Origin of the sequence: Novosphingobium sp. Chol11 (genome assembly GCF_945870625.1) — a bacterium.
Classification (GTDB): domain Bacteria; phylum Pseudomonadota; class Alphaproteobacteria; order Sphingomonadales; family Sphingomonadaceae; genus Novosphingobium.
The window spans coordinates 37476-59373 of record NZ_CAMBTS010000005.1; the positions used below are offsets into that span (position 1 = coordinate 37476).

The 21898-nt window shown below is 63.0% G+C and carries 23 protein-coding genes and 1 tRNA gene; 11 read left to right on the forward strand and 13 right to left on the reverse strand.

The genetic code is table 11. From position 1 onward, the window contains the following. Positions 1-33 precede the first annotated feature (33 nt). From Q0O40_RS01850 to Q0O40_RS01875, 6 genes are all read left to right on the forward strand, one after another. Positions 34-795: a Bax inhibitor-1/YccA family protein gene (locus tag Q0O40_RS01850; protein ID WP_295525467.1), complete on the forward strand. Its 762-nt coding sequence runs from the start codon at positions 34-36 to the stop codon at positions 793-795. Positions 796-978: 183 nt separating this feature from the next. Beyond that, positions 979-1680, forward strand: coding sequence for a hypothetical protein (locus Q0O40_RS01855; RefSeq protein WP_295525470.1), 702 nt, complete (start codon positions 979-981; stop codon positions 1678-1680). Between the two features lie 103 nt (positions 1681-1783). Continuing rightward, positions 1784-1859 (forward strand) — tRNA-Ala (locus Q0O40_RS01860). A 116-nt stretch (positions 1860-1975) separates the two neighbouring features. Continuing rightward, positions 1976-3031, forward strand: a complete 1056-nt coding sequence (gene obgE, locus Q0O40_RS01865) for a GTPase ObgE (protein WP_295525472.1) — start codon at positions 1976-1978, stop codon at positions 3029-3031. 84 nt (positions 3032-3115) lie between these two features. Further along, on the forward strand, positions 3116-4249 hold the full coding sequence (gene proB / locus Q0O40_RS01870) for a glutamate 5-kinase (protein WP_295525474.1): 1134 nt from the start codon (positions 3116-3118) through the stop codon (positions 4247-4249). Beyond that, complete coding sequence (locus tag Q0O40_RS01875; protein WP_295525476.1) at positions 4249-5184, forward strand: NAD(P)-dependent oxidoreductase; 936 nt, start codon at positions 4249-4251, stop codon at positions 5182-5184. The genes proB and Q0O40_RS01875 overlap by 1 nt, the downstream gene beginning before the upstream one ends. On the opposite strand, the gene Q0O40_RS01880 is transcribed toward Q0O40_RS01875, so the two are convergent. From Q0O40_RS01880 to sseA, 10 genes are all read right to left on the reverse strand, one after another. Continuing rightward, positions 5177-6502 carry an AarF/ABC1/UbiB kinase family protein gene (locus tag Q0O40_RS01880; RefSeq protein ID WP_295525478.1) on the reverse strand — a complete coding sequence of 442 codons (1326 nt, stop codon included), beginning with the start codon at positions 6500-6502 and terminating at the stop codon, positions 5177-5179. The genes Q0O40_RS01875 and Q0O40_RS01880 overlap by 8 nt on opposite strands. Continuing rightward, complete coding sequence (locus Q0O40_RS01885) at positions 6499-6846, reverse strand: thiol-disulfide oxidoreductase DCC family protein (protein ID WP_295525479.1); 348 nt, start codon at positions 6844-6846, stop codon at positions 6499-6501. The genes Q0O40_RS01880 and Q0O40_RS01885 overlap by 4 nt, the downstream gene beginning before the upstream one ends. Before the next feature lie 95 nt (positions 6847-6941). Then, a complete protein-coding gene (locus tag Q0O40_RS01890; protein WP_295525481.1) occupies positions 6942-7745 on the reverse strand; it encodes a phosphoadenylyl-sulfate reductase in 804 nt (267 codons plus the stop codon). Then, positions 7738-8181: a DUF934 domain-containing protein gene (locus Q0O40_RS01895; RefSeq protein WP_295525482.1), complete on the reverse strand. Its 444-nt coding sequence runs from the start codon at positions 8179-8181 to the stop codon at positions 7738-7740. The genes Q0O40_RS01890 and Q0O40_RS01895 overlap by 8 nt, the downstream gene beginning before the upstream one ends. After that, a complete protein-coding gene (locus Q0O40_RS01900) occupies positions 8174-9808 on the reverse strand; it encodes a nitrite/sulfite reductase (RefSeq protein ID WP_295525484.1) in 1635 nt (544 codons plus the stop codon). The genes Q0O40_RS01895 and Q0O40_RS01900 overlap by 8 nt, the downstream gene beginning before the upstream one ends. A gap of 1 nt (position 9809) precedes the next feature. Next, complete coding sequence (locus Q0O40_RS01905) at positions 9810-10106, reverse strand: DUF2849 domain-containing protein (RefSeq protein WP_295525486.1); 297 nt, start codon at positions 10104-10106, stop codon at positions 9810-9812. Beyond that, complete coding sequence (cobA, locus tag Q0O40_RS01910) at positions 10103-10873, reverse strand: uroporphyrinogen-III C-methyltransferase (RefSeq protein WP_295525488.1); 771 nt, start codon at positions 10871-10873, stop codon at positions 10103-10105. The genes Q0O40_RS01905 and cobA overlap by 4 nt, the downstream gene beginning before the upstream one ends. A gap of 68 nt (positions 10874-10941) precedes the next feature. Continuing rightward, positions 10942-11898, reverse strand: coding sequence for a mechanosensitive ion channel domain-containing protein (locus tag Q0O40_RS01915; RefSeq protein ID WP_295525491.1), 957 nt, complete (start codon positions 11896-11898; stop codon positions 10942-10944). Continuing rightward, the gene (gene metC, locus Q0O40_RS01920; protein ID WP_295525492.1) at positions 11895-13124 is read right to left on the reverse strand and encodes a cystathionine beta-lyase; all 1230 of its coding nucleotides are present in this window, start codon (positions 13122-13124) and stop codon (positions 11895-11897) included. Before metC ends, Q0O40_RS01915 begins: the two co-directional genes overlap by 4 nt. Before the next feature lie 57 nt (positions 13125-13181). Next, entirely contained in the window at positions 13182-14027 is an 846-nt protein-coding gene (sseA, locus tag Q0O40_RS01925) for a 3-mercaptopyruvate sulfurtransferase (RefSeq protein WP_295525494.1), read from the reverse strand. A 231-nt stretch (positions 14028-14258) separates the two neighbouring features. On the opposite strand from sseA, the gene queF reads away from it, so the two are divergent. Then, positions 14259-14717, forward strand: coding sequence for a preQ(1) synthase (gene queF, locus Q0O40_RS01930; protein WP_295525496.1), 459 nt, complete (start codon positions 14259-14261; stop codon positions 14715-14717). A 4-nt stretch (positions 14718-14721) separates the two neighbouring features. Here queF and Q0O40_RS01935 read toward each other — a convergent pair whose 3' ends face one another. Beyond that, positions 14722-15138, reverse strand: a complete 417-nt coding sequence (locus tag Q0O40_RS01935) for a hypothetical protein (RefSeq protein ID WP_295525498.1) — start codon at positions 15136-15138, stop codon at positions 14722-14724. A gap of 198 nt (positions 15139-15336) precedes the next feature. After that, complete coding sequence (locus tag Q0O40_RS01940; RefSeq protein WP_295525500.1) at positions 15337-16761, reverse strand: aldehyde dehydrogenase family protein; 1425 nt, start codon at positions 16759-16761, stop codon at positions 15337-15339. 169 nt (positions 16762-16930) lie between these two features. On the opposite strand from Q0O40_RS01940, the gene Q0O40_RS01945 reads away from it, so the two are divergent. The 4 genes from Q0O40_RS01945 to Q0O40_RS01960 all read left to right on the forward strand — a co-directional run bounded on the left by Q0O40_RS01945 (position 16931) and on the right by Q0O40_RS01960 (position 20628). Further along, positions 16931-17380 carry a MarR family winged helix-turn-helix transcriptional regulator gene (locus Q0O40_RS01945; protein ID WP_295525502.1) on the forward strand — a complete coding sequence of 150 codons (450 nt, stop codon included), beginning with the start codon at positions 16931-16933 and terminating at the stop codon, positions 17378-17380. Continuing rightward, complete coding sequence (locus Q0O40_RS01950; protein WP_295525504.1) at positions 17373-18443, forward strand: HlyD family secretion protein; 1071 nt, start codon at positions 17373-17375, stop codon at positions 18441-18443. Before Q0O40_RS01945 ends, Q0O40_RS01950 begins: the two co-directional genes overlap by 8 nt. Positions 18444-18492: 49 nt before the next feature. After that, positions 18493-20028 carry a DHA2 family efflux MFS transporter permease subunit gene (locus Q0O40_RS01955; RefSeq protein ID WP_295525506.1) on the forward strand — a complete coding sequence of 512 codons (1536 nt, stop codon included), beginning with the start codon at positions 18493-18495 and terminating at the stop codon, positions 20026-20028. Between the two features lie 237 nt (positions 20029-20265). After that, on the forward strand, positions 20266-20628 hold the full coding sequence (locus Q0O40_RS01960) for a CHRD domain-containing protein (protein WP_295525508.1): 363 nt from the start codon (positions 20266-20268) through the stop codon (positions 20626-20628). Between the two features lie 22 nt (positions 20629-20650). Here the strand turns inward: Q0O40_RS01960 and Q0O40_RS01965 are convergent, their stop codons facing one another. Then, the gene (locus tag Q0O40_RS01965) at positions 20651-21865 is read right to left on the reverse strand and encodes an argininosuccinate synthase (RefSeq protein WP_295525510.1); all 1215 of its coding nucleotides are present in this window, start codon (positions 21863-21865) and stop codon (positions 20651-20653) included. Positions 21866-21898: the final 33 nt, after the last annotated feature.

Below are 21898 nucleotides of genomic sequence, written 5' to 3' on the forward strand. Positions count from 1 at the left end.
CCGTTCCGGGCCGTAAGCGGAGTTTGGTAAGTCATGGCAAACTGGAACGACCCTCAGCCCACCAACCGGGGCTTCGGTGGCTCTGCAAGCCCTGTCGGCCTTGGTCTTGGCGGCGCGAACGCGCGCCGCGGCGAAGTCTTTGATGCCGGCCTGCGGCAGCACATGCTTTCGATTTATAACTACATGGCCTCGGGCGTATTGCTCTCGGGCCTCATTGCGCTCGGCTTTGCCAGCAGCGGCATGGCCGAAGCGGTGTTCGGCACCCCGCTTCGCTGGGTGATCGCGCTGGCCCCGCTGGCGTTCGTGATGATCATGAGCTTTGGCACGAACCGGCTCTCCACCTCGGCGATGCAGGGGATGTTCTGGGCATTCAGCGCGGCGATGGGCCTGTCGCTCTCGTCGATCTTTTTCGTCTACACCGGCCCTTCGATCGCGGCGACCTTCTTTGCCACGGCGGGTGCTTTTGCGGGCCTCAGCCTCTTTGGCTACACCACGCAGAAGAACCTGTCGGGCATGGGCACATTCCTGATCATGGGCCTTGTCGGCATCCTGATCGCGTCGGTGATCAACATCTTCCTGCAGTCGCCGGGCCTCGGTTGGGGCATCAGCTTCCTTGGTGTGCTGATTTTCGCAGGGCTCACCGCTTATGACACGCAGAAGCTCAAAGAGCAGTATTCCTATGTTGCGGGGACCGACTTTGCCGGCAAGGCGGTCGTGCTTGGCGCGCTGACGCTCTATCTTGATTTCATCAACATGTTCACCTTCCTGCTGCAATTCATGGGTGATCGTCGCTAACTTGCGATTTTCTTCCGGCGCTTGTTGCGGCGCTTGAACACATCACACTGCCCGGCGGGCCATCTGGCCCGCCGGGTATTTTATTGACGAACCGATGAAACTAACTCAGCTAATGTCGGTTGCACTATGCCGAGCCTGAGCGCAGCCAGCGAAGGCCGAAGCATTTTCGGGAGGGAAAGAGTGTTGCACCGTATCTGGGGTTTGGCCCCGCGCCGCCTTGTGGTTTCGGCGCTCGCCATGACGATTGCTGCTTGCGCCGCAAAGCAGTTGCCGCCGCCGCCCCCGCCGCCGCCCAAGGTGGTGGCGATCCCGCCGCGGCCTACGCCGCCCGATGGCGCAGCAGCCGGTTTGATGATCCCGCCCGCTGACGCTACCGGGCTGCGCCGTTCGGTCAACCGCGAAATCTCTCCTAATCAGATGTTGTGGAACTTGCGCTCGGCATTCAATGTCGCGGCGCTCAATTGCAACGCGCCAAAGCACGACGGAATTGTGCCCGCTTACCGCTCTTTCCTCAAAACCTACGGTAAGAAGCTCTCAGCGGCGAACAAGCAAGTCGATACAGAGTTCAAGAAGCAGCATGGCGCGCGCTATGCCGGGCCGCGCGATGTTTACATGACCACGGTCTACAATCACTTCGCTCTCCCGCCCACGCGGACGCATTTCTGCGATGCCACGATGGCGGTGATGCGCGATTTGCAGGGCGTAAAGTCTGCCGAGCTTGAGGCCTTCGCGGTGCGCAGTCTGCCCAGCGTCGAGGTGGTGTTTGACGATTTCTATCGCCGCTATGCGGCCTATCAGGCGGATCTGGCCGCATGGCAGGCTCTCTACAAGCCAAGCGAGTTGCAGCCGCAATCCGCGCAGGCGCAGATCGTTCCGGCGGGATAGCAACCGATCAATTCACGCTTTGCATCCGCGGTGCGGCTGCGCTATGCAAAATATCCCGAGCGGGCGCGATATTCGGTTTATCGGGCCGGAACGGTTCGGGATCGGGGCCGTAGCTCAGATGGGAGAGCGCGTCGTTCGCAATGACGAGGTCAGGGGTTCGATCCCCCTCGGCTCCACCAACTCAGCGATCCTTTAAGACGGGCGTCTGACGGCCGGGGCTTAGGAGTCGATCCTCGCTCGCGCAGAGCGAACAGTGCGGCCAAGCGCACGCCATCATTACCGCCGGACTCAACACATGCATTTTCTCGACCAAGCCAAGATCTTCATTCGCTCCGGTGCCGGCGGCCCGGGTGCGGTCAGTTTTCGGCGCGAAAAGTATGAGGAATACGGCGGCCCCGATGGCGGCGATGGCGGCAAGGGCGGAGACATTGTGTTCGAGGCGGTGACCGGGCTCAATACGCTGATCGATTTTCGCTATACGCAGCATTTCCGGGCGCAGCGCGGCATTGGCGGCATGGGCAAGAACCGCACCGGGGCAGGCGGCAACGACCTGGTGGTCAAAGTGCCGATTGGCACGCAGGTGCTCGACGACGACCGCGAAACCGTGCTGCTCGATCTGACCGAGCCGGGCCAGCGGGTGGTTTTGCTGCGCGGCGGCGACGGTGGACGCGGAAACATGTCGTATAAGTCATCGACCAATCGCGCGCCGCGCCAATCCGGGCCGGGCTGGCCGGGCGAGGAAATGTATGTCTGGCTGCGGCTGAAACTTTTGGCCGATGCGGGCCTTGTCGGTCTGCCCAATGCTGGAAAATCGACGTTTATCAACAAGATCACCAACACCAAGGCCAAAGTGGGGGATTATGCCTTCACCACTTTGCGCCCGCAGCTGGGCGTGGTGCGTCACCGCACGCGCGAGTTCGTGCTGGCCGATATTCCTGGCCTGATCGCAGGCGCTGCCGAAGGGGCAGGGGTGGGCGACCGCTTTCTCGGCCATATCGAACGATGCCGGGTGCTGATCCATCTGGTCGATATCCATGGCACCGATCCTGTCGAAGCGATGGAGATCGTCGAGGATGAACTGGCCGCATATGGCGCTGGGCTCGATGCCAAGCCGCGCCTGATCGCGCTCAACAAGATCGATCTGGTCGATGCCGAGCTGGTTCGCGCGTTCAGCCGCGAACTGCTGGAGGCCGGGGCGACGCGGGTATTCCCGATCTCTGGCGCGACCGGCAAGGGCATGGATGCGCTGCTTGATGCGGTGCTGGATCATTTGCCCGCCGCCACGATCACCGAGCGCCCGACCGGCGAGGTTGAGGATGCCGAAGATCAGAAGCCGTGGTCGCCCTACTGATCGGCGATCGGGGGGCATATCTGCGTGGTTAGCACTCCGCTCGGCCTTCCCGTTTCATGGTATTTCCCCTAAGCGGCGCGGACCATGAAGATCACTCGCCTTTCCAGCCTGTCTGAACCCGCGCTGTGCCCGCGGCTGGTGATCAAGGTCGGATCGGCGCTGCTTGTGGGCGCAGATGGCGCGCCACGGCGCGATTGGCTGGCCGCGCTGGTTGGCGAGATCGCCAGTGCGCGCGGGCGCGGGCAAGATATCATTGTGGTTTCATCCGGCGCCATTGCGCTGGGCGCGCGCAAGCTGGGGCTGACCAAGGGCGGGCGCGGCAGTCTGGCCGATGCGCAGGCGGCGGCGGCAGTTGGCCAGATCGCACTGGCCGGGCTTTGGGCTGAGCTGCTCGGCACCCACGGCCTGACTGCTGCGCAAGTCTTGCTGACGCTCGAAGACCTCGAAGATCGCCGCCGCTACCTTAATGCCGCCGCCACGCTGGGCACTTTGCTGGGGGCAGGCGCTGTTCCGGTGATCAACGAGAACGATACCGTGGCAACCGAGGAAATCCGCTTTGGCGACAACGACCGGCTGGCCGCGCGGGTGGGTCAGGCGGCGGGCGCAAGCGGCGTGTTGCTGCTTTCGGACATCGACGGACTCTACGACCGCGATCCGCGCGAGGCAGGTGCGCAGCGCATTCCGGTGGTCAGGGGCGTTACCCCGGCGATACATGCCATGGCCACGGGCGGTTCTTCCTCAGGGCTCGGTTCGGGCGGAATGACCTCCAAGCTGCAGGCAGCCGAAATCGCAGAAATGGCGGGAATGGCGCTTGGCATCATTGATGGCAGGCCCAGCGCACCAATCGCCTGCGCGCTCGAAGCGGATCGCGGCACGCTGTTTCTGCCGCGCGGGCGCAAGCCGGCGCGCAAGGCCTGGCTGGGCGGGCGGATGCGCATGCGCGGCGCGGTTCATATCGATGCCGGCGCGGCGTCGGCGCTGGCGCGGGGGTCCAGCTTGCTCGCTGCCGGGGTAACGCAAGTCGAAGGTGCGTTCGCGCGCGGCGATGCGGTTGCCGTGGTCGGACCCGATGGCGCGGTGCTGGCGCGTGGGCTTAGCGAGTATGATGCCGATGAGTGCGCTCGGCTGATGGGGCATCCATCGCGCGCGCATGAGGAATTGCTCGGGTATGCCCCTCGTTCGGCGCTGATCCACCGCGACCAGCTCGTATTGCTGTGATGTTTGAAGAAAATGGCAGCGGCGATTTGTTGGCGATTACCGGCGCGACCGGCTTTGTCGGGCAGGCGGTGCTCGATGAGGCGCTGCGGCGCGGGATGGAAGTGCGCGCGCTGGCGCGGCGGCCGCAGCGCGCGCGCGCCGGCGTGGAATGGGTGCGCGGCGATCTGGGCGACGAACGCGCGCTGAAACGGCTGGTGGGGCGCGCCAGCGTGGTGATCCATATCGCCGGGGTGGTGAATGCGCCCGATGCGGAGGGATTTGACGAGGGCAATGTGCGTGGCACGCTCAATGTGGTCAATGCCGCGCTGGCTTCGGGCGTGGGGCGGCTTGTGCATGTCTCGTCGCTGGCGGCGCGGGAACCCGGCCTGTCGCTCTATGGCGCTTCCAAGCGCAAGGGCGAGCAGATCGTCAAAGCGTCCAGCCTCGATTGGACAGTGGTGCGCCCGCCCGCCGTCTATGGTCCGCGCGATACAGAGATGTTCGAACTGTTCAAGCTGGCGCAGCGCGGGGTGATGCTGCTGCCGCCGCGCGGGCAATTGTCGATCATTCATGTCGTCGATCTCGCCCGGTTGCTGCTGGCGCTGATGCCCGGCGGAGAAGAGGTGACACACCGCATCTTCGAGCCCGATGACGGCGAACCGGGCGGCTGGACTCACGTGACTTTGGCCAAAGCGATCGGCCTAGCGGTTGGTCGCAGTGTGACGCTGGTGCCGCTGCCGCAGCGCGCGCTCCATTGGATCGCATGGGCCGACAAGGCGTTTCGCGGGGCGGGCGCGAAGCTTACGCCGGACCGGGTCGACTATATGTGCCATCCCGATTGGATGGCCGAACTGGGCATGGCTCCGCCGCCGGGGCTGTGGCGCGCGCAAGTGGAAACCGGCCTGGGCCTGCGCGCAACGGCGGCGTGGTACCGCGAGGCGGGCTGGCTCAAATAGCTGGTGCTTCGGTGAGGCGGGCCGCGACCATGGCGAGCAGCGGCAATCTGGCCTGCATCTTGATCGCCAGCAGCGCGGTTCCGCTTACTTTGCGCTGCACGAACAAGGTATCCATCGGCGGAAGATGCCAGTTGCTGCGGTCTTTGGCGATGGGTTTGGTCAGTTCGCGAATGCCCTCGACAAAGCTGCGATCGGAAAAGTTGAATAAGCCCGGCTTGTTGCCGTGGGCGAGGATGATCTCGATGATGCCATCGAATGCCGGGCCATGGCTTTCGAGCAGGCCTTGCGAAATGAAGCCGACTTCCACCAGCGCATTGCGCATGGCGGGACGGTCTTGCTCCAGACCTGCGCGCATCAAGGTACGATAGGCTGCGATCGTGGCCGGGGGCACGGGCCGCGCCGCCCCGAAATCGAGCAGGACGATCCGCCCGGTTTCGGGCTGCCAGCGGTAATTGGCGAAATTGGGATCGGTCTGCATGAAGCCGAACACGAACAATTCGCGCAGTACCAGATCCATCAGCGCGCCCATGGTCTGATCGCGGACCTCTTGCGTAGCGCTTGCCAGTTCCTCGATCGGGCGCGCGGCGATGAAATCCATCGTCAGCACTTGCGCGCCGGTCAGCTCATCGACCGGGGCGGGGACGAGGAACGCGCCTTCGCCCGCCAGCATTTGGCCGTAGCGGCGCATCTGTTCGGCCTCGCGCACATAATCGGCTTCTTCGTGCAGCTGGCGTTTGGCCTCGTCCAGCAGCGGCGAGATATCGAAATCGCCGGGTAGCAGGCCCGAAACGCGCAGCAATGTTGCGACATTATCGACATCGGCATCGATGCTGGCGGCAATGCCGGGATACTGCACTTTGACTGCGACCAACCGGCCATCGGGCAGCTTGGCCCGGTGCACCTGGCCGATGGAGGCGGCCGCAATCGGCACCGGGTCAAACTGCGCAAATCGGCGGCGCCAATCGCTACCCCATTGCGAACTAAGCACTTTTTGCAGTTGCGGTGGCGGCATGAAATGCGCGGAATCCCGCAGCCGCGCAAGAATGGCGGTGAGCTCGGCTGGCAGCAGATCGCCGCCATCGAGCGACATCATCTGCCCCATTTTCATTGCCGCGCCGCGCAGCTTCGATAACTGCTCGGTTACGCGCAGCGCATTGCCTGGTGTCAGCAAAAGCTCGGACATCTGCGGACGCTCGCCGCGTGCAAGGCGGCGCGCGCCTTCGGTCAGGACCCCGCCCGCCACACCGCCCGCCAGTTGCCCGAACGAAGCTAGCCGGGCGAGGCGGCCCGAGGGAACCTTGCGATAGCGGTCGCTCATCGGACGAGCCTTTGAAGAGTGGGCCGCAGGCGTAGAAAGCGCAAGTATGCCGCCTCAAGCACGCGCAGTACCAGCCGGTTGCGTGCAGCAAGGCCTAGCGGGCGCAGCACGGGGATCGCCCGCCACATTGCGGCAAAGGCCGCTGCGCCCGATAGCAGTTGGCCATTCTCGCGGGCATGAAAGCGCGCCAGCAGCGCGGCGCGATCGATCGGACATGCCGCTCCCGGATCGCCCACATCGATAAAATCGATGCGCCGCGCCCGGTCAAGTTTGCGCATGAGGCTGATCTCCCGCGTGCAAAGCGGGCATGCGCCATCGAACCAGACGGTGAGATTTGCGGTCACGGGCAAACTTTTTGAATAACCATCCCACCCCTGTTCACCCCGCCTTCGCGGCACGCAATCTGGCTTTAGGGGCGCAGGGCTATGCATTGCTCAGGTCAGAAAACCGGATCGTATCCCGGGGGGAGTTCGCCCGGGCCGTCCTTGGTCTCGCCGGTCGGCGCATGAATGCCGCACTCGACTTTGTCCCAGCCCTTCCAGCGGCCCGAACGGGGGTCTTCACCCGGCGCCACTTTGGTGGTGCAGGGTGCGCAGCCGATGGAGGGATAGCCCTCTGCCACCAGCGGATGGCGGGGCAGATCGTGGTGCACCATATAGGCCTCGATATCCTGCTTCGACCAGCTGGCCAGCGGGTTGATCTTGAGGCGGCCATGCGGATCGGAACGGTCGATCTCGAAGCGCGGCAGGCCAGTGCGGGTGGCCGATTGAAAGCCCTTGCGCCCGGTGATCGAGGCATCGAAGCGCGCCAGCGTTATGGCTAGCGGAATGACCTTGCGGATCTCGCAGCAGCCATCAGGGTCCCACGACCAGCGCAAGCCCTTGTCGTCCTTCTTGGCCAAAACTTCGGCATCGGGCTCAACGATCATCAGATGGGTGAGGCCAAGGCGCGCCATCAATGCGTCGCGATACGCAATCGTTTCGGCAAAGTGTTTGTGCGTTTCGAGGAAGATGACCGGCGTGGCCGGGTCGATTGCGGCCACCAGATGCAGCAACACCGCGCTTTCCGCACCAAAGCTGGAAACGACCGCAACTTCGCCCGCGAGGCTGTCGCGGAGCACGGAACGGAGCATTTCGAGCGTTTCGGTGCCGCGAAACATGTTGTTGAGCCGGATTGCGTCGCTTTCCGAGAAGCGCGCGGTCGCATCGATCCGGTCGACATTCCTGATGGATGTTTCAGCCATGGTCGGTCTCGCGATGACGAAGCGCCCAGATAGGCGTGCGGCCGTCGACGGTCTTTTGATAGACCTCGGGCCAGGTGGCGAATGCCTTTGCCGCAGCATCGGCGCTGATCGGCCGGTCGGGCGCGAAGGCATCGAAGCCGCAGCGGCGCATGTGGCTTAGCTGATCGATCAGCACATCACCGACCGCGCGCAATTCCCCCGTATAGCCATTCTCGCGCAAGATGCGCGCCGCCGAATAGCCGCGGCCATCGCCAAAGGACGGGAACGCGATGTCGATGCGCGCAAGCTGGGACAGATGCGGCAGGAGCGCGCGCGCGTCGTCGCCGGGCTCGATCCGCACCGCCGCGGCATTGCCGGCATCGGCAAATGCGGCGAAGCTTACCGCCGGGGCGGCCGAGGCTTCATCGCCGCGATACCGCAGCAGGGTCTCAACCATAGATTGCCTCCTTGAACGGGGCCATACCGATGCGGCGGTAAGTATCGAGGAAGCGTTCGCCATCGCTGCGCTGCGCCAGATAGACTTCGGTCGCTTTCTCCAGCGCATCGACCACGCCGTCTTCGCTGAAGCCGGGGCCAGTGATCTGCGCGAGCGATGTGTCTGCCGCTTCCGAGCCGCCAAACGACAGTTGGTAGTTCTCGGTGCCTTTGCGGTCGACCCCGAGGATGCCGATGTGGCCTGCGTGATGATGCCCGCAGGCATTGATGCAACCTGAAATCTTGACCTTCAGCTCGCCCAGATCGCGCTGACGGTCCATATCGGCAAAGCGCGCCGAAATTTTCTGCGCCAGCGGGATCGAGCGCGCATTGGCAAGGCTGCAATAATCAAGGCCAGGGCAGGCGATGATATCGCTGATCAGATCGAGATTGGCACTGCCGAGACCCGCGCCTTCCAGCATTTGCCAAAGCGCATAGAGATCGGCCTTTTTGACATGCGGCAGCACGATGTTCTGCGTGTGGGTCACACGCAGCTCGTCGAAGCTGTAATCGCGCGCCAGATCAGCCATCAGCCGCATCTGGTCTGCGCTTGCATCGCCCGGGATGCCGCCGATCGGCTTGAGGCTGATCGTGACGACAGTGTAGCCCGGATGCTTGTGCGCGACTGTGTTCTGATCGAGCCAGACCGCGAAATCGGGGTCGCTGCGGTCGATGGCCTCCGGCAGTTCGGCTTCAAAGCTGGGATCGGCAAAGAAGCTCTGGATGCGGGCGAGTTCTGCTGCTGGCGGCTCAAGGCCGAGGGTCAGGATGTGCGCAAACTCTTCCTCGACCTGGCGGCGATATTCGTCCGCGCCGATCTCGTGGATCAAGATCTTGATGCGCGCCTTGTACTTGTTGTCGCGGCGGCCGTAGCGGTTGTAAACGCGCAGGCACGCCTCGGCGTAGCTGATCATCTGCAGCGCGGGCACAAATTCGCGGATCACCGGCGCGATCATCGGGGTGCGGCCCATGCCGCCGCCGACATGGAACTTCGCGCCGATCTCGCCCGCTGCGTTGGCGACGATCTGGATGCCGATATCGTGGAGCCGCATCGCTGCGCGGTCGGTTTCGCTGGCGATCACCGCGAATTTGAACTTACGCGGCAGATAATCGAATTCCGGGTGAAAACTCGACCATTGGCGCAGCAATTCGGCATAAGGACGCGGATCGACGAGTTCGTCGGCGGCGGCCCCGGCATACTGATCGGAGCTGATATTGCGGATGCAATTGCCACTGGTCTGGATCGCATGCATCTCAACAGTCGCCAAATCAGCAAGGATATCAGGCGTTTGTTCCAGCTTTATCCAGTTGTACTGGAGATTTTGGCGCGTGGTGAAGTGACCATAGCCGCGATCATACTTGTCGGCGATATCGCCGAGCAAACGCATCTGGCGGCTGCTAAGTGTGCCGTATGGTATCGCTACCCGCAGCATATAGGCATGCAATTGAAGATAGAGCCCGTTCTTCAGCCGCAGCGGCTTGAACTGGTCTTCGGTCAGCTCGCCTGAAAGACGGCGTTCCACTTGCCCGCGAAATTCCGCGACGCGCGCATCGACCATCGCCTGATCATAGTGGTCATATTGATACATGTCAGAGCACCCATCCGCTAATGTCGGTGTCAGCGGGTTTGAGAGAGAAATCGAGCCGGACAGTAGGGCCGAGCGCACGAATACGGTCTTTGATATGCGCCGGGCGCACGCCATCGGCCGTGCGCTGGGCATCGATCGCATAGCCTGCGTTCACGCGCAGGGCGGCGTCTTCGCGGGCTAGAATGGCGTCAGCCTCTGCGCCAACGTCGACCGCGTCGTTGACATCGCGCGACCAGTCTTGGCCGTCCCACCACACCACATCGCCGGTTTTGAGGTCGTTGCCGGTGAGAATTTTCATGCCGCGTTCTCCGCCAGCTGGAGGAGCGCTTTGGCGTCCTCCCGCGCCGTTACGTCACCGATCACGATCAGCGCCGGGCTCTTAACCTTCTCGCGCGCGATCAACGCACCTAGCCCGGCCAGCGGGCCACGCAGCACGCGCATTTGCGGGCGCGAGGCGTTTTCGATCACCGCCAGCGGCATATCGGGGGCAAGGCCATCGGCGATCAGCTTCTCGGCGATCGCATCGCCGGTGGCGACGCCCATGTAGATCACCAGCGTGCGGCCAGCTCCGGCCAGACCGGCCCAGTTCTGCTCGGCCAGACCCTTGCACTGCCCGGCCACGAACGAGACGATCGAGGCGCTATCGCGGTGGGTGAGGGGGATCTGCGCGGCGGCGGCAGCACCCAGCGCGGCGCTGACGCCGGGAATGATCTCCACCGGAACCCCTGCCGCGCGGCATGCCTCAGCCTCTTCACCGCCGCGACCGAAAATGAACGGATCGCCGCCTTTGAGGCGCACGACATCGCGCCCCATGCGCGCCTCGCGCACCAGCAGCGCGTTGATATCGTCCTGCTGCAAGGTATGGCGCGCACGGCTCTTGGCCACCGAGATATACCGCGCGCCGGGAGGCGCCATCGCGAGGATCGCGGGATCAACCAGACCATCATGGATGATGAGCTTCGCGCCCATCACCAGCCGTGCCGCGCGCAGCGTGAGCAAGTCCGGATCGCCCGGACCCGCGCCGACAAGGAAGACTGTTCCGATATGGGTAGGCGTAGTGTCCATGGCTGGCAGATGGTCGTTTGGCCCATCAATCGCCAGCGAGGAAAGCTAGGGGGCGGGCTAGATCAACTTTAGCGCGGGGCGGAAGGTTCGCCCACTCCGCGCTCCGCCAGCGCCGCCGCAAGCCGCTTGAGGCCATCTGAATCGCGCAGGGCCACGTCGGATTGGGGCAGGGGGATTTCCACGCTGTGGGCTTTCAGGCTGTGCCATGCTGCTTTGAGCACATCCGAGCGCACATTGGCGATGCCGTTCTCCGGGTCCTCGATCGTGACATAGATCAAGAGCTCGATCCCGCTCGCTCCGAAGGCGTGGAGCAGCACCGAAGGCTGAGGCTCTGCCAGCACACGCGGCACGGTCCGCGCGGCTTCCACCAGCAGCCGCTCGGCCAGCGCAATATCGCTGCCATAGGCGACGTTGATCGGAATGGTGATCCCCACCATGCGCGAGGCGTAAGACCAGTTTTCCACTTGCGTGGTCATCAAGATCTCGTTGGGGATCAGGATCTCGCGGTTATCGAGCGTTGTCACTGAAACTGCGCGCACCCCGATGGTCCGCACTTCGCCGATGGTGCTGCCCTTGGTATCGGTCAAGGCGATCACGTCGCCCGGCTTGATCGAACGATCCATGAGCAGGATCACGCCTGCAATCAGGTTGCCAAAGGTCTTTTGCAGGCCAAAGCCGACCGCGAGGCCAAACGCGCCCGAAAACACCGTCAAGGTGGTCAGGTTAATGCCCATCGCATCGATGCCGACCAGCACCGCGATGCTCCACACCGTCACCGTCATCAGCTTTTCGCCGAGCGCGCGCTGCGTTCCGTCGAGGCCTTTCATGCTGCGCACCAGCCGCCGTCCGACCCGGCTCACCACGCGGCCGAAGACGAACACCGCGATAACCACCAGTATCATCCACACTGCATTAAACAGCGAGATATGCGTGCGGCCGATATCGAAGCCGACATCGTCGAGTGAACTTGCCCATTCGTTGATCTGCGTGTTTACCTGCCGGAGCAGCTTCGACCAGGTGCTCACGCTGCAGCGCCCCACACGGCGAGCCCGCGCTCCAGATCAGCGATCAGGTCCGCAGGATCCTCCAGCCCGATCGACAGCCGCACGGCGAACCGGTCATCTGGGTCTGCCCCCGGCAGCGGCCAGACGCTCGCGGTGCGGATAGCAGCAGGATCGACCGGGGTGGCAAGGCTTTCGAACCCGCCCCACGAAAAGCCGATCCCGAACAGTTTCAGCGCATCGATAAGCGCATCGCGCGCCGCCGATGTGCCGCCTTTCAGCACAAAGCTGAACAATCCGCAGCCCCCGGAGAAATCGCGCTGCCATAGCGCATGCCCGGGCGATCCCTGCAGCATCGGGCACAGCACCCGCGCCACTTCGGGCCGCGCGCTCAGCCACTCGGCAATCGCCAGCGCCGATGCGGTTTCCTGCGCCAGCCGCAGCGCCATCGTGCGCAGGCCGCGCAGCATCAGCGATGCGTCATCGGGCGAAGTGACCTGACCTAGCCCTTGCGCGCGCAGGCGCAATCTGCGGTGCCATGCGGGGCCTGCGCTGGCGCTTCCCATCATCGCATCGCTGTGTCCGCCGACATGCTTGGTCAGGCTCATCACCGCGATATCGGCCCCCATTTGCAGCGCCGGGAAGCCCAGCGGCGAAGCCCAGGTGTTATCGAGCAACACAGTGAGGCCGTGCGCATGGGCGAGCGCTGCAAAAGCGGGAACATCGCAGACTTCCATCGTCAGGCTACCGGGCGATTCGAGCAGTACCGCCTTGGTACGCGGGCAGATCGCGGCCTCGAACGCGGCGGCATCGAGAGGATCGAACCAGCGCGTTTCCACCCCGAAATCGCGCAGCAGCCCGCGCCCCATCGCGCGGCTGGGTTCATAGGCGTTGTCAGTCATCAACAGAACGTCGCCCGGGCGCAGAACGGCGAGCAGCGCACCCATGATTGCGGCAACGCCAGATGGATAGAGCACGGTTCCCTCTGCGCCGGGCTCCAGCGCGGTCAGCGCTTCGGCGAGCGCCCATTGGGTGGGAGCGCCGCGCCGGCCATAGTAAAACAGGCCGTCGACATTCGCTGGATGAGCCCGCAACGCCGCCATGTCGGGATAAAGATGCGTGCTCGCACGGTAGACCGGCGGGTTGACCACGGCACCCGGATGGTCGGCGGTGCCGGTCCACGCCGACCGCCGCCCGGCACCGACAAGACGGGTGCCGATGCCCAACGCTTTGTTGTGCGGATCTTTCATGCCAGACGGAAAAGCAGGATTTCCGCGCTCTCGCAAGCCGTTGTTCGGCCGCTTAGCCTACCTTGCGGCGCCCAGTTCCTTTGGCGCGTCGGGATCAGCACCCCATTCGCTCCAGCTGCCGTCATAAAGCGCGACGTCCTCCTTGCCTATCAGATGAAGCGCGAAGATTAGCACGTTGGCGGTCATGCCCGATCCGCAGCTAGCCACAAGCGGCTTTTCAAGGTCGACACCCGCCTCGCCAAAAGCGGCACGCAGCGCTTCGGGCTTTTTCCAGGTGCCATCGGGTTCAAACAGGCTGGAATAAGGCACATTGCGCGCGCCGGGGATGTGGCCGCTGGCAAGGCCGGGCTTGGTTTCCGCGACATCGCCAGTGAACCGGCCGGCCCCGCGCGCATCGACCACTTGCTCGTCGCGCGAAGCCAGATTGGCCAGCATCTGCGCCTTGGTGCGCACGCTGCGGTTGTCGCTCCAGACGGTGAAATGGCGGTGACGCAGGGTATGCTTGCCTTGCGCGCAAGGCCGCCCCTCGGCCTTCCACTTGGCGATACCGCCATCGAGCAGCGCGACATTGGTTGCACCGAACATGGTCAGCATGAACCACCCGCGCGCCGCCGACTTGATCGGGCTGTCATCATAGACAACGATCCGGCTGCCATCGCCAAGACCGAGGCTTTGCATGCGGCTGGCGAATTTCTCCGGCGAGGGGAGCATATTCATTCCCGGCTGCGCGGGATCGGTGAGATTGGCGATATCCATGAATACCGCGCCCGGGATGTGGCATGCCTCATATTCGAGGGCGGCGTCGCGGGCATGCTCGGGAAGAAAAGCACTCGCATCGACGATGCGCAAATCGCTCGCGCCCATTTCCTGGGCAAGCCAATTCGTCGAGACCAGCAAATCCATGCAATCAAGCTCCTGCCGTTTTGGTGCGGCCCGGCTTTGCGTGGCTCGCTTGCGGTCCTGATTAACCCTCCGTTGAGCGGGCGTCACCCCCTAATGCGCCTCATGCCGATTAGAAAGATTGAGCAGGCGAGGCGGTGCGCTATTGACCAGCGCGTGCTGGCCCACCGCACCGTCTTGCCCTGCGCGCGCGGCGGGTGCATGGGCCCGATTTTCTGCAGGAGTGCTGCGTCCATGACTGATACTGGCGGCCCGCGTTACCTTGGCAAGGCCAGCGCAATGCCGGCCTCGCCCGAGGCGGCGGTGCTTGATTATGTGCCCAATCCCCGCCCTGGAGCGCTCTATCTGGTGCGCTTTGCCGTGCCTGAGTTTACCTCGCTCTGCCCTGTCACCGGTCAGCCCGATTTCGCGCACATCGTAATTGATTATGCCCCGGGCGAGACGATTGTCGAATCAAAGGCGCTCAAGCTGTTTTTGGGCGCCTTTCGCAATCACGCCGGGTTTCACGAAGATGTGACGGTCGGCATCGGGCAGCGCCTGTTTGGCGAAATGAGCCCGCGCTGGCTGCGGATCGGCGGTTACTGGTATCCGCGCGGGGGCATCCCGATCGATGTTTTCTGGCAATCCGGCGCCCCGCCCGAGGGCCTGTGGCTTCCCGAGCAGGGCGTCGCTTCGTATCGCGGTCGCGGGTAAGCGCTCAATGGTGCCATCCGCGATCGAGGTGGCCGCTGACAGAATCGATCCGCGCATCGATGCGGCTGTATTCCCGCCCGATCCTGCGCGCTGAGCGAAAATCGCCCTGGCGGCATTCTCGTGCTTCCTGAAACCGCAGGCGATCAATATCGTTTTGAATGCGCCGGGCGTTCCAGCGATCGAGGTTGCCAAAGCGGATTTCGCGATTGAGGCGCCTTTGGACCTGAAGGCCGCGCTCGCCCGAACAGGTGGATTGCACGAGATATCCTGCGCGCTGGCCCCACCGGTCGCCGCCGATCACATCGCCGCGAAAGCCGTAGCCGCCATAGATGCTCTCGTCATGAGCGATTGCCGCAGGGCCGATCATCAGCGCCGCGCCCATTACCAGTCCGCTGGTGATCGCTTTAAGATAAGTCTTCATAGCCATGTCCTTTGCTCTGGGGTTGGTCGGCGCGGTGCGGGTCAGCACGGGCCGATGAGCAAAGAATGCGCGATTCGCGCTGGCTTTAGCCTGAATAGACAGTTGGCTGTCGTTCAGATTTATAGGCTATATTATGAATGAAAGTGAAAGTGCTGGCGGTCAGGGGGCAACCCCGCCTGACCGCGCAGCCTTCGGGTGTCAGGCGGGAGCGCCGCTGACAGCCTTGATTTCCATGAAGTCCTTGAGACCGAACAGGCCGCCTTCGCGTCCGTTGCCCGATTGCTTGTATCCGCCAAACGGCATTCCTGCCGAAGGGCCCCAGTTGTTGATCGCTACCATGCCCGCGCGCAGCTCCGGTGCGATTTCCGCTGCCTTGGCCGGATCGCCCGAGATCACCGCCGACAAACCGTAGGCAGTGTCATTGGCGATATCGATCGCTTCCTCGATCGTGTCATAGGCCATGATCGTGGCAACGGGACCGAAGATTTCCTCTTGCGCGATGCGCATGTCGGGCGTCACGCCGGAGAACACCGTAGGCTTGATGTAAAAGCCGCGGTTGAGATCGGCTGGGCGATCGGTACCGCCGGTTTCAAGCGTTGCGCCTTCATCGATGGCGGACTGGATCAGCCCCTGGATCTTCTCGTACTGAGCCTTGTTGACAACCGGCCCGATGTGCATGCCTTCGAGCATCGGATCGCCGACCTTGGTGCCTTCGAACATCGCTTTGATGAACCCGGCAGCTTCGGTCGTGCGCTCTTTCTGGACGAGGATGCGGGTCGGCGCGATGCAGCTTTGCCCGGTGTTGATGAGCACGCCCTGCACGGTGGGCGGCAGAACTTCTTCAAAGCGGGCATCGGGCAGAACGATGTTGGGCGATTTACCGCCCAGTTCCTGATGGACGCGCTTGACCGTATCGGCAGCTGCTTTGGCGACCAGAATGCCGGCGCGGGTCGATCCGGTGAAGCTCACCATTTCGATGTCAGGGTGCGACGAGATGGCTGTACCGACCCCGACGCCATCACCCTGCACGAGATTGAACACGCCGGGGGGCACGCCTGCCGCATCGAGGATTTCAGCGAAGATCGCGGCGTTGCCGGGGCATTCTTCCGAAGGCTTCAAGACCATCGTATTGCCGCTGGCGATCGAAGGGGCAACCTTGAGTGCGATCTGGTTCAGCGGCCAGTTCCACGGGGTGATCATGCCGACCACGCCCATTGGCTCGTAGACCACCATGTTTGGCCCCATGCGCTCGCTGAACGAAAAGTCCTTGAGCGCGGAAATCGTGCCGAGGAAGCCGCTGATGCCCGCGCCTACTTGCGCTGCTTGGGCAAAGCTGACCGGCGCGCCCATTTCGTTGGCCATCGAGCGGGCCAGATCGGGGGCGCGCTTCTGCATTTCTTCCACGATCCGCGTCAGCAGCGCAAGGCGCTCTTCGCGGGAGGTCTTGCGAAAGGTCTTGAACGCTTCGCGCGCGGCGGCAACGGCGGCATCGACATCGGCCTTCGTGCCGAGCGTGATTTCGGTGCAGGCCTCTTCGGTCGATGGCGAAATCACTTCGTGACGCGTGCCGCCGATGCTGTCGACCCATTTGCCATTGATGTAGTGCTTCAGGTAGCTATCCATTTTGGTTCTCCCATGTGTTTAACCGATAGCTTAACCCGTCCGGGCGGCCCCCCGCAAGCAGCGAATTTGGGAGGGCGAAAGTCATCGATCGATTGCGCGTGTTTGCCCCTTAGGACGCGCAGCTTATAACAATCTTGCATTTAGTAAGCATGGTAGATAAATTGCTGCAATGCAGGATAACATCGCGTTCATTGCCGCTGACGTTGGGCGCTTGTTTCGCAAGCGCTTTGACATCGCCGCGCGAAGATTTGGCGTCACCGGCCCGCAATGGCGGGTGCTCGTGGCGCTCACCCGCACGCCGGGCCTCAATCAAGTGGCGCTGGCCGCCTGGCTTGAGGTTGAAACCATCACGACAGGCCGGATGATCGACCGGTTGGAAAAGGCAGGGCTGGTCGAGCGCCAATCGGATCCGGCCGACCGCCGCGCCTGGCTGCTTTATGTGACTCCCGCCGCCGGGCTTTTGATGGACCGCCTCAGGGGCTGCGCGGACGAGGTGTTTGCCGAAGTCCTGCATGGCTTTAGCGAGGCCGAGCACACCCAGTTGCTCGATCTCCTTGGCCGCCTGCGCAGCAATCTCTCAGACGATCTGCCATTGGAAGGGAAGCAGGCGCATGGCTGAGGCCGATCCCGTATCCGTGATCAATGCGGCGCCTGCGCCCGCCATGAAAGCTAGGAACCAACCTCTGGCCCGCCGGCTGCGGCCCGGGCTGATGCTGATCGGCCCGGTACTGATCGTTGGCGGCGGCTTGTGGTACTGGTTCAGCAGTCCGGACGTGGTTTCGACCGACAATGCCTACATCAAGGCGGACATTGTGGCGGTAGCGGGCGAAGTTACCGGACTGGTTGAATCCGCCAATGTGCGGGAAAACCAGCAGGTTAACGCAGGCGATGTGTTGTTCACCATCAATCCTTCGCCTTACCGGGTGGCGGTGGCACAGGCCGACGCACAGATCGCGGCCGCACAGGCCCGGATAACCGGGCTTCAAGCGGAAGTGGGCGCGAATGCGGCCGAGCTGGCGGGCGCGCGCGACGATCTCGTGCTCGCGCAATCCACCCTCGCGCGCGAGAAGGCGCTGCTCGACCGCGGCTTCAACACCCGCGCGCGAATGGATATAGCCGAGCATGCGGTCGCCTCGGCGCGCGACCGGCTGGCCTCGGTCGAAGCAGAAGTCGTCAAGGCGCGCGCCCAGTTGGCCAACGGCAGTCAGGTTCCCGGCCTCAATCCCGCAATCGCGGCAGCGCAATCGCAGCGCGCCACCGCCGCGCTCAATCTTGAGCGCACCGTCGTGCGTGCGCCAGCATCGGGCCGGATCGCGCAATCGGGGCGCATGATGGCCGGGCAGATGGTGTTTCCCGGCGTGCCAATGGTGAGCATTGTGCGCGCGGGCAGCGCACGGATCGATGCCAATTTCAAGGAAACCGACTTGGGCCGGATGCAGCCGGGGCAACCGGCGGACATCAGCATCGACGCATACCCGGGCATGAAGCTCAAAGGGCATGTCGAGAGCATCGGCGCGGGGACTGGCTCGGAATTTTCGGTGCTGCCTGCGCAAAACGCCACCGGCAATTGGGTCAAGGTGATCCAGCGGGTGCCCGTGCGCATCACGATCGATGGGAAGGCTGATCGCCCGCTGATCGCCGGGCTTAGCGCCAAGGTAAAGGTGCATGTCGGCAAGCGCTGATTCCCCGGCCCGCAAAACACCGGTCAACGTTGAAGTGCCGGCGTTGGTAGTGAAGCATCGCGGTTGGCTGCTTGTCGGCGTGATGGGCGCCATGGTCATGCAAGTGCTCGATACGACGATTGCCAATGTGGCGCTGCCACATATGCAGTCATCGCTCTCGGCCACGCAGGATACGGTCACCTGGGTGCTCACGAGCTACGTATTGGCCTCGGCGGTCGCGCTGCCTCTCGTGGGCTGGCTGGTCAGCAGACTGGGCACGCGGACCATGCTGCTGGGTTCGGTGACTTTGTTCACGCTGGCCTCGATCCTTTGCGGATTGGCGCAGAGCCTGGAGCAAATGGTGCTGTTTCGTGTGCTCCAAGGGCTTGCCGGTGCCTTTCTCGGGCCACTGGCACAGACCGTTACAATCGATACGAGCACGCCGTCGGAGCGGCCCAAAATGATGGCGCTGTTCACCCAAGGGGTCATGCTTGGTCCGATCGCCGGTCCGATGCTCGGTGGTTATCTCACTGAGAATCTCGATTGGCGCTGGGTCTTTTTCGTTAACATCCCCCTTGGCATTGCGTGTCTGGTCATCATCGCACTGTGCATGCCCCGGACAGTGGGACCCGCGCGCAAGATCGACTTGTTGGGCTGGGCGCTGGTCGCTGGGGCGGTCTCGGGTTTGCAACTGTTGCTTGATCGCGGACCTTCGCAGGATTGGTTCGAGTCGGGTGAGGTGGTGTCTTACCTGGTTCTCTCGCTCAGTTGCTTCTGGATGGGGGTGGTGCACTTTGCTGCTGCCCGGAACCCGTTGTTTCCACCTGCGATGTTTACCGACCGAAATTTCCTTGGCGGTCTGCTGTTCACGTTCATCATGGGCATGACCATGATGTCGGTGATGGCGCTGCTGCCGAGCCTGCTCCAGACAATCTATCGCTATCCGGTGATCGATGCCGGGTTGCTGCTTGCGCCGCGCGGGGTGGGGACACTGCTCTTCATCATGCTGTTTTCCCGGCTCATGGCAAAAAGCGATCCGCGCATGATGCTGGCCTGCGGCTTTGGCATTACCGGCTTTTCATTCTGGCTGATGACCGGATGGTCTGACATCATGCCGACCTGGCCAATAGTGCTGAGCGGGTTTGTCCAGGGGATGGGCATCAGCCTGGTGTTCATTCCGGCCAATTTGATCACGTTTGCGACGCTGCCCCCTGCGTATCGGACCGATGCTTCGGGGCTGGTCAACATGATGCGCAATCTCGGTGCGTCGATCGGCATCGCGGTTGCCACCTTCCTGCTCGGCCGCGACATTCAAGTGAACCACGCGGAACTAGGCGCAGAGGTTACCCGGCTTTCGGTCCCCTTCGATCTAGACCGGATCACCGCCTATGGCGATGCCAGCGCCGCGATGATCGCGGCGGCCGATGGCATGATCAACCAGCAGGCCGCCATGATCGCCTACATAAACGATTTTCTGTTGATGGCGGTCGTCAGCTTTGTAGCCATCCCGTTGATCTTGTTTCTCAAGAGCGCGAAGAGCGCAATGCCCGTCACCAAGGAAGCCGCAGGCAGCGTGCCAGACGGAATGGCCGACGCGCTGCACTGAAAATTGCTTGGGAACATTGCTTGGGATGATCGCTTGGAACAGCAAGGATTGAGGCGTACATTCATAGTGCGAAAAGCGGCTCTGATCGCTTGAGTCTATCTGGCTTGTGCCGCGGATCGGTCCCTGTCTGGACGAAGGAGAGATACGATGCCCCTGTTCACCGCAGTTGCTCGAAAATCCACGAAATCGGCGCTTTTGGCCGCAGCAGTTCTTATCATGATCGGAGGCGCGCCTGCCGTGGCTGCTCCCGTCACGTTGACCGCAACCCTTGGCGGCGGAAATGAAACGGGTGGCGGCAGTGCGGAAGGCAGCGGCACTTTCAAAGTTGAGGCGGATGGCGAAACGGGAGACTTTTGCTACACGCTGACAGCCGCAAAGATCGGGACCGCGAGCGCCGCCCACCTGCATAGCGGAGCGGCAGGCAGCGATGGGGACGTGGTCGTGCCGCTTGCCGTAACCGGTGCTGGCAGCGATGAATGCGTTGCGATGGAGCCGGCCAAGCTCAAGCCCATTCTGGCCGACCCGGCTTCATACTATATCAATGTCCACACCGCCGAGTTTCCCAAGGGCGCCATTCGCGGGCAACTGACCAAGCCTTGAACGCGGCGAGCGGGCTGCCAGTTCAGCGACCCCGCTGCGCCAGCAGGCGAAGGCGCAGCGCATTGAGCTTGATAAAGCCGGCGGCATCCTTCTGATCATAAGCGCCCGCATCGTCTTCGAACGTGACGTGCGCTTCAGAATAGAGGCTGTCGGGCGATTTGCGGCCGACGACCGAGGCCACGCCCTTGTATAGCTTGAGGCGCACGGTGCCGTTGACGCGCGTCTGGCTGTGATCGATCGCCGCCTGCAGCATCTCTCGTTCTGGCGTGAACCAGAAGCCATTGTAGATGAGCTCGGCGTATTTGGGCATGAGCTCGTCCTTCAGGTGCGCCGCGCCGCGATCAAGCGTGATGCTCTCGATGCCGCGATGCGCGCGGGCATAGATCTCGCCTCCCGGGGTTTCATACATCCCGCGGCTTTTCATGCCAACGAAACGGTTTTCAACGAGATCGAGCCGCCCGATGCCGTGCCTGCGGCCGAGATCGTTGAGCGCGGCGAGCAAGGCGGCAGGCGACATCGCCTCGCCATTCAGCGCGGTGCCGTCGCCCTTCTCGAATTCGATGGTGATGTATTCCGGCTGGTCAGGCGCGTCTTCCGGGTTGACGGTGCGGCTGTAGACGTAGTCCGGCACTTCGGCCCATGGATCTTCGAGCACTTTGCCTTCCGACGAGGTGTGGAGCAGGTTGGCATCGGTCGAGAACGGGCTTTCGCCGCGCTTGTCGGTGGGCACTGGGATCTGGTGCGCTTCCGCCCAGGCGATGAGGGCGGTGCGGCTGGTCAGGTCCCATTCCCGCCACGGCGCAATCACCTTAATGCCGGGATTGAGCGCATAGGCCGAAAGTTCGAAACGGACCTGATCGTTGCCTTTGCCGGTTGCGCCATGCGCGACCGCGTCGGCACCAGTTTCGCGAGCGATTTCGATCAGACGCTTGGAAATCAGCGGCCGGGCGATTGAGGTGCCGAGCAGGTAATCGCCTTCGTAGCGGGCATTGGCGCGCATCATCGGAAATACGAAATCGCGAACGAACTCCTCGCGCAGATCATCGACGTAGATATGCTCGGGGCGAACGCCCATCAGCTCGGCTTTGGCGCGCGCAGGGCCGAGTTCTTCGCCCTGTCCGAGATCGGCCGTGAATGTGACTACCTCGCAGCCATAGGTCACTTGCAGCCATTTCAGGATGACGCTGGTATCGAGGCCGCCGGAGTAGGCAAGAACAACACGCTTGATATCGGACATGGCAGGTTGATCCCCTGAATTGCCGGACTGCTT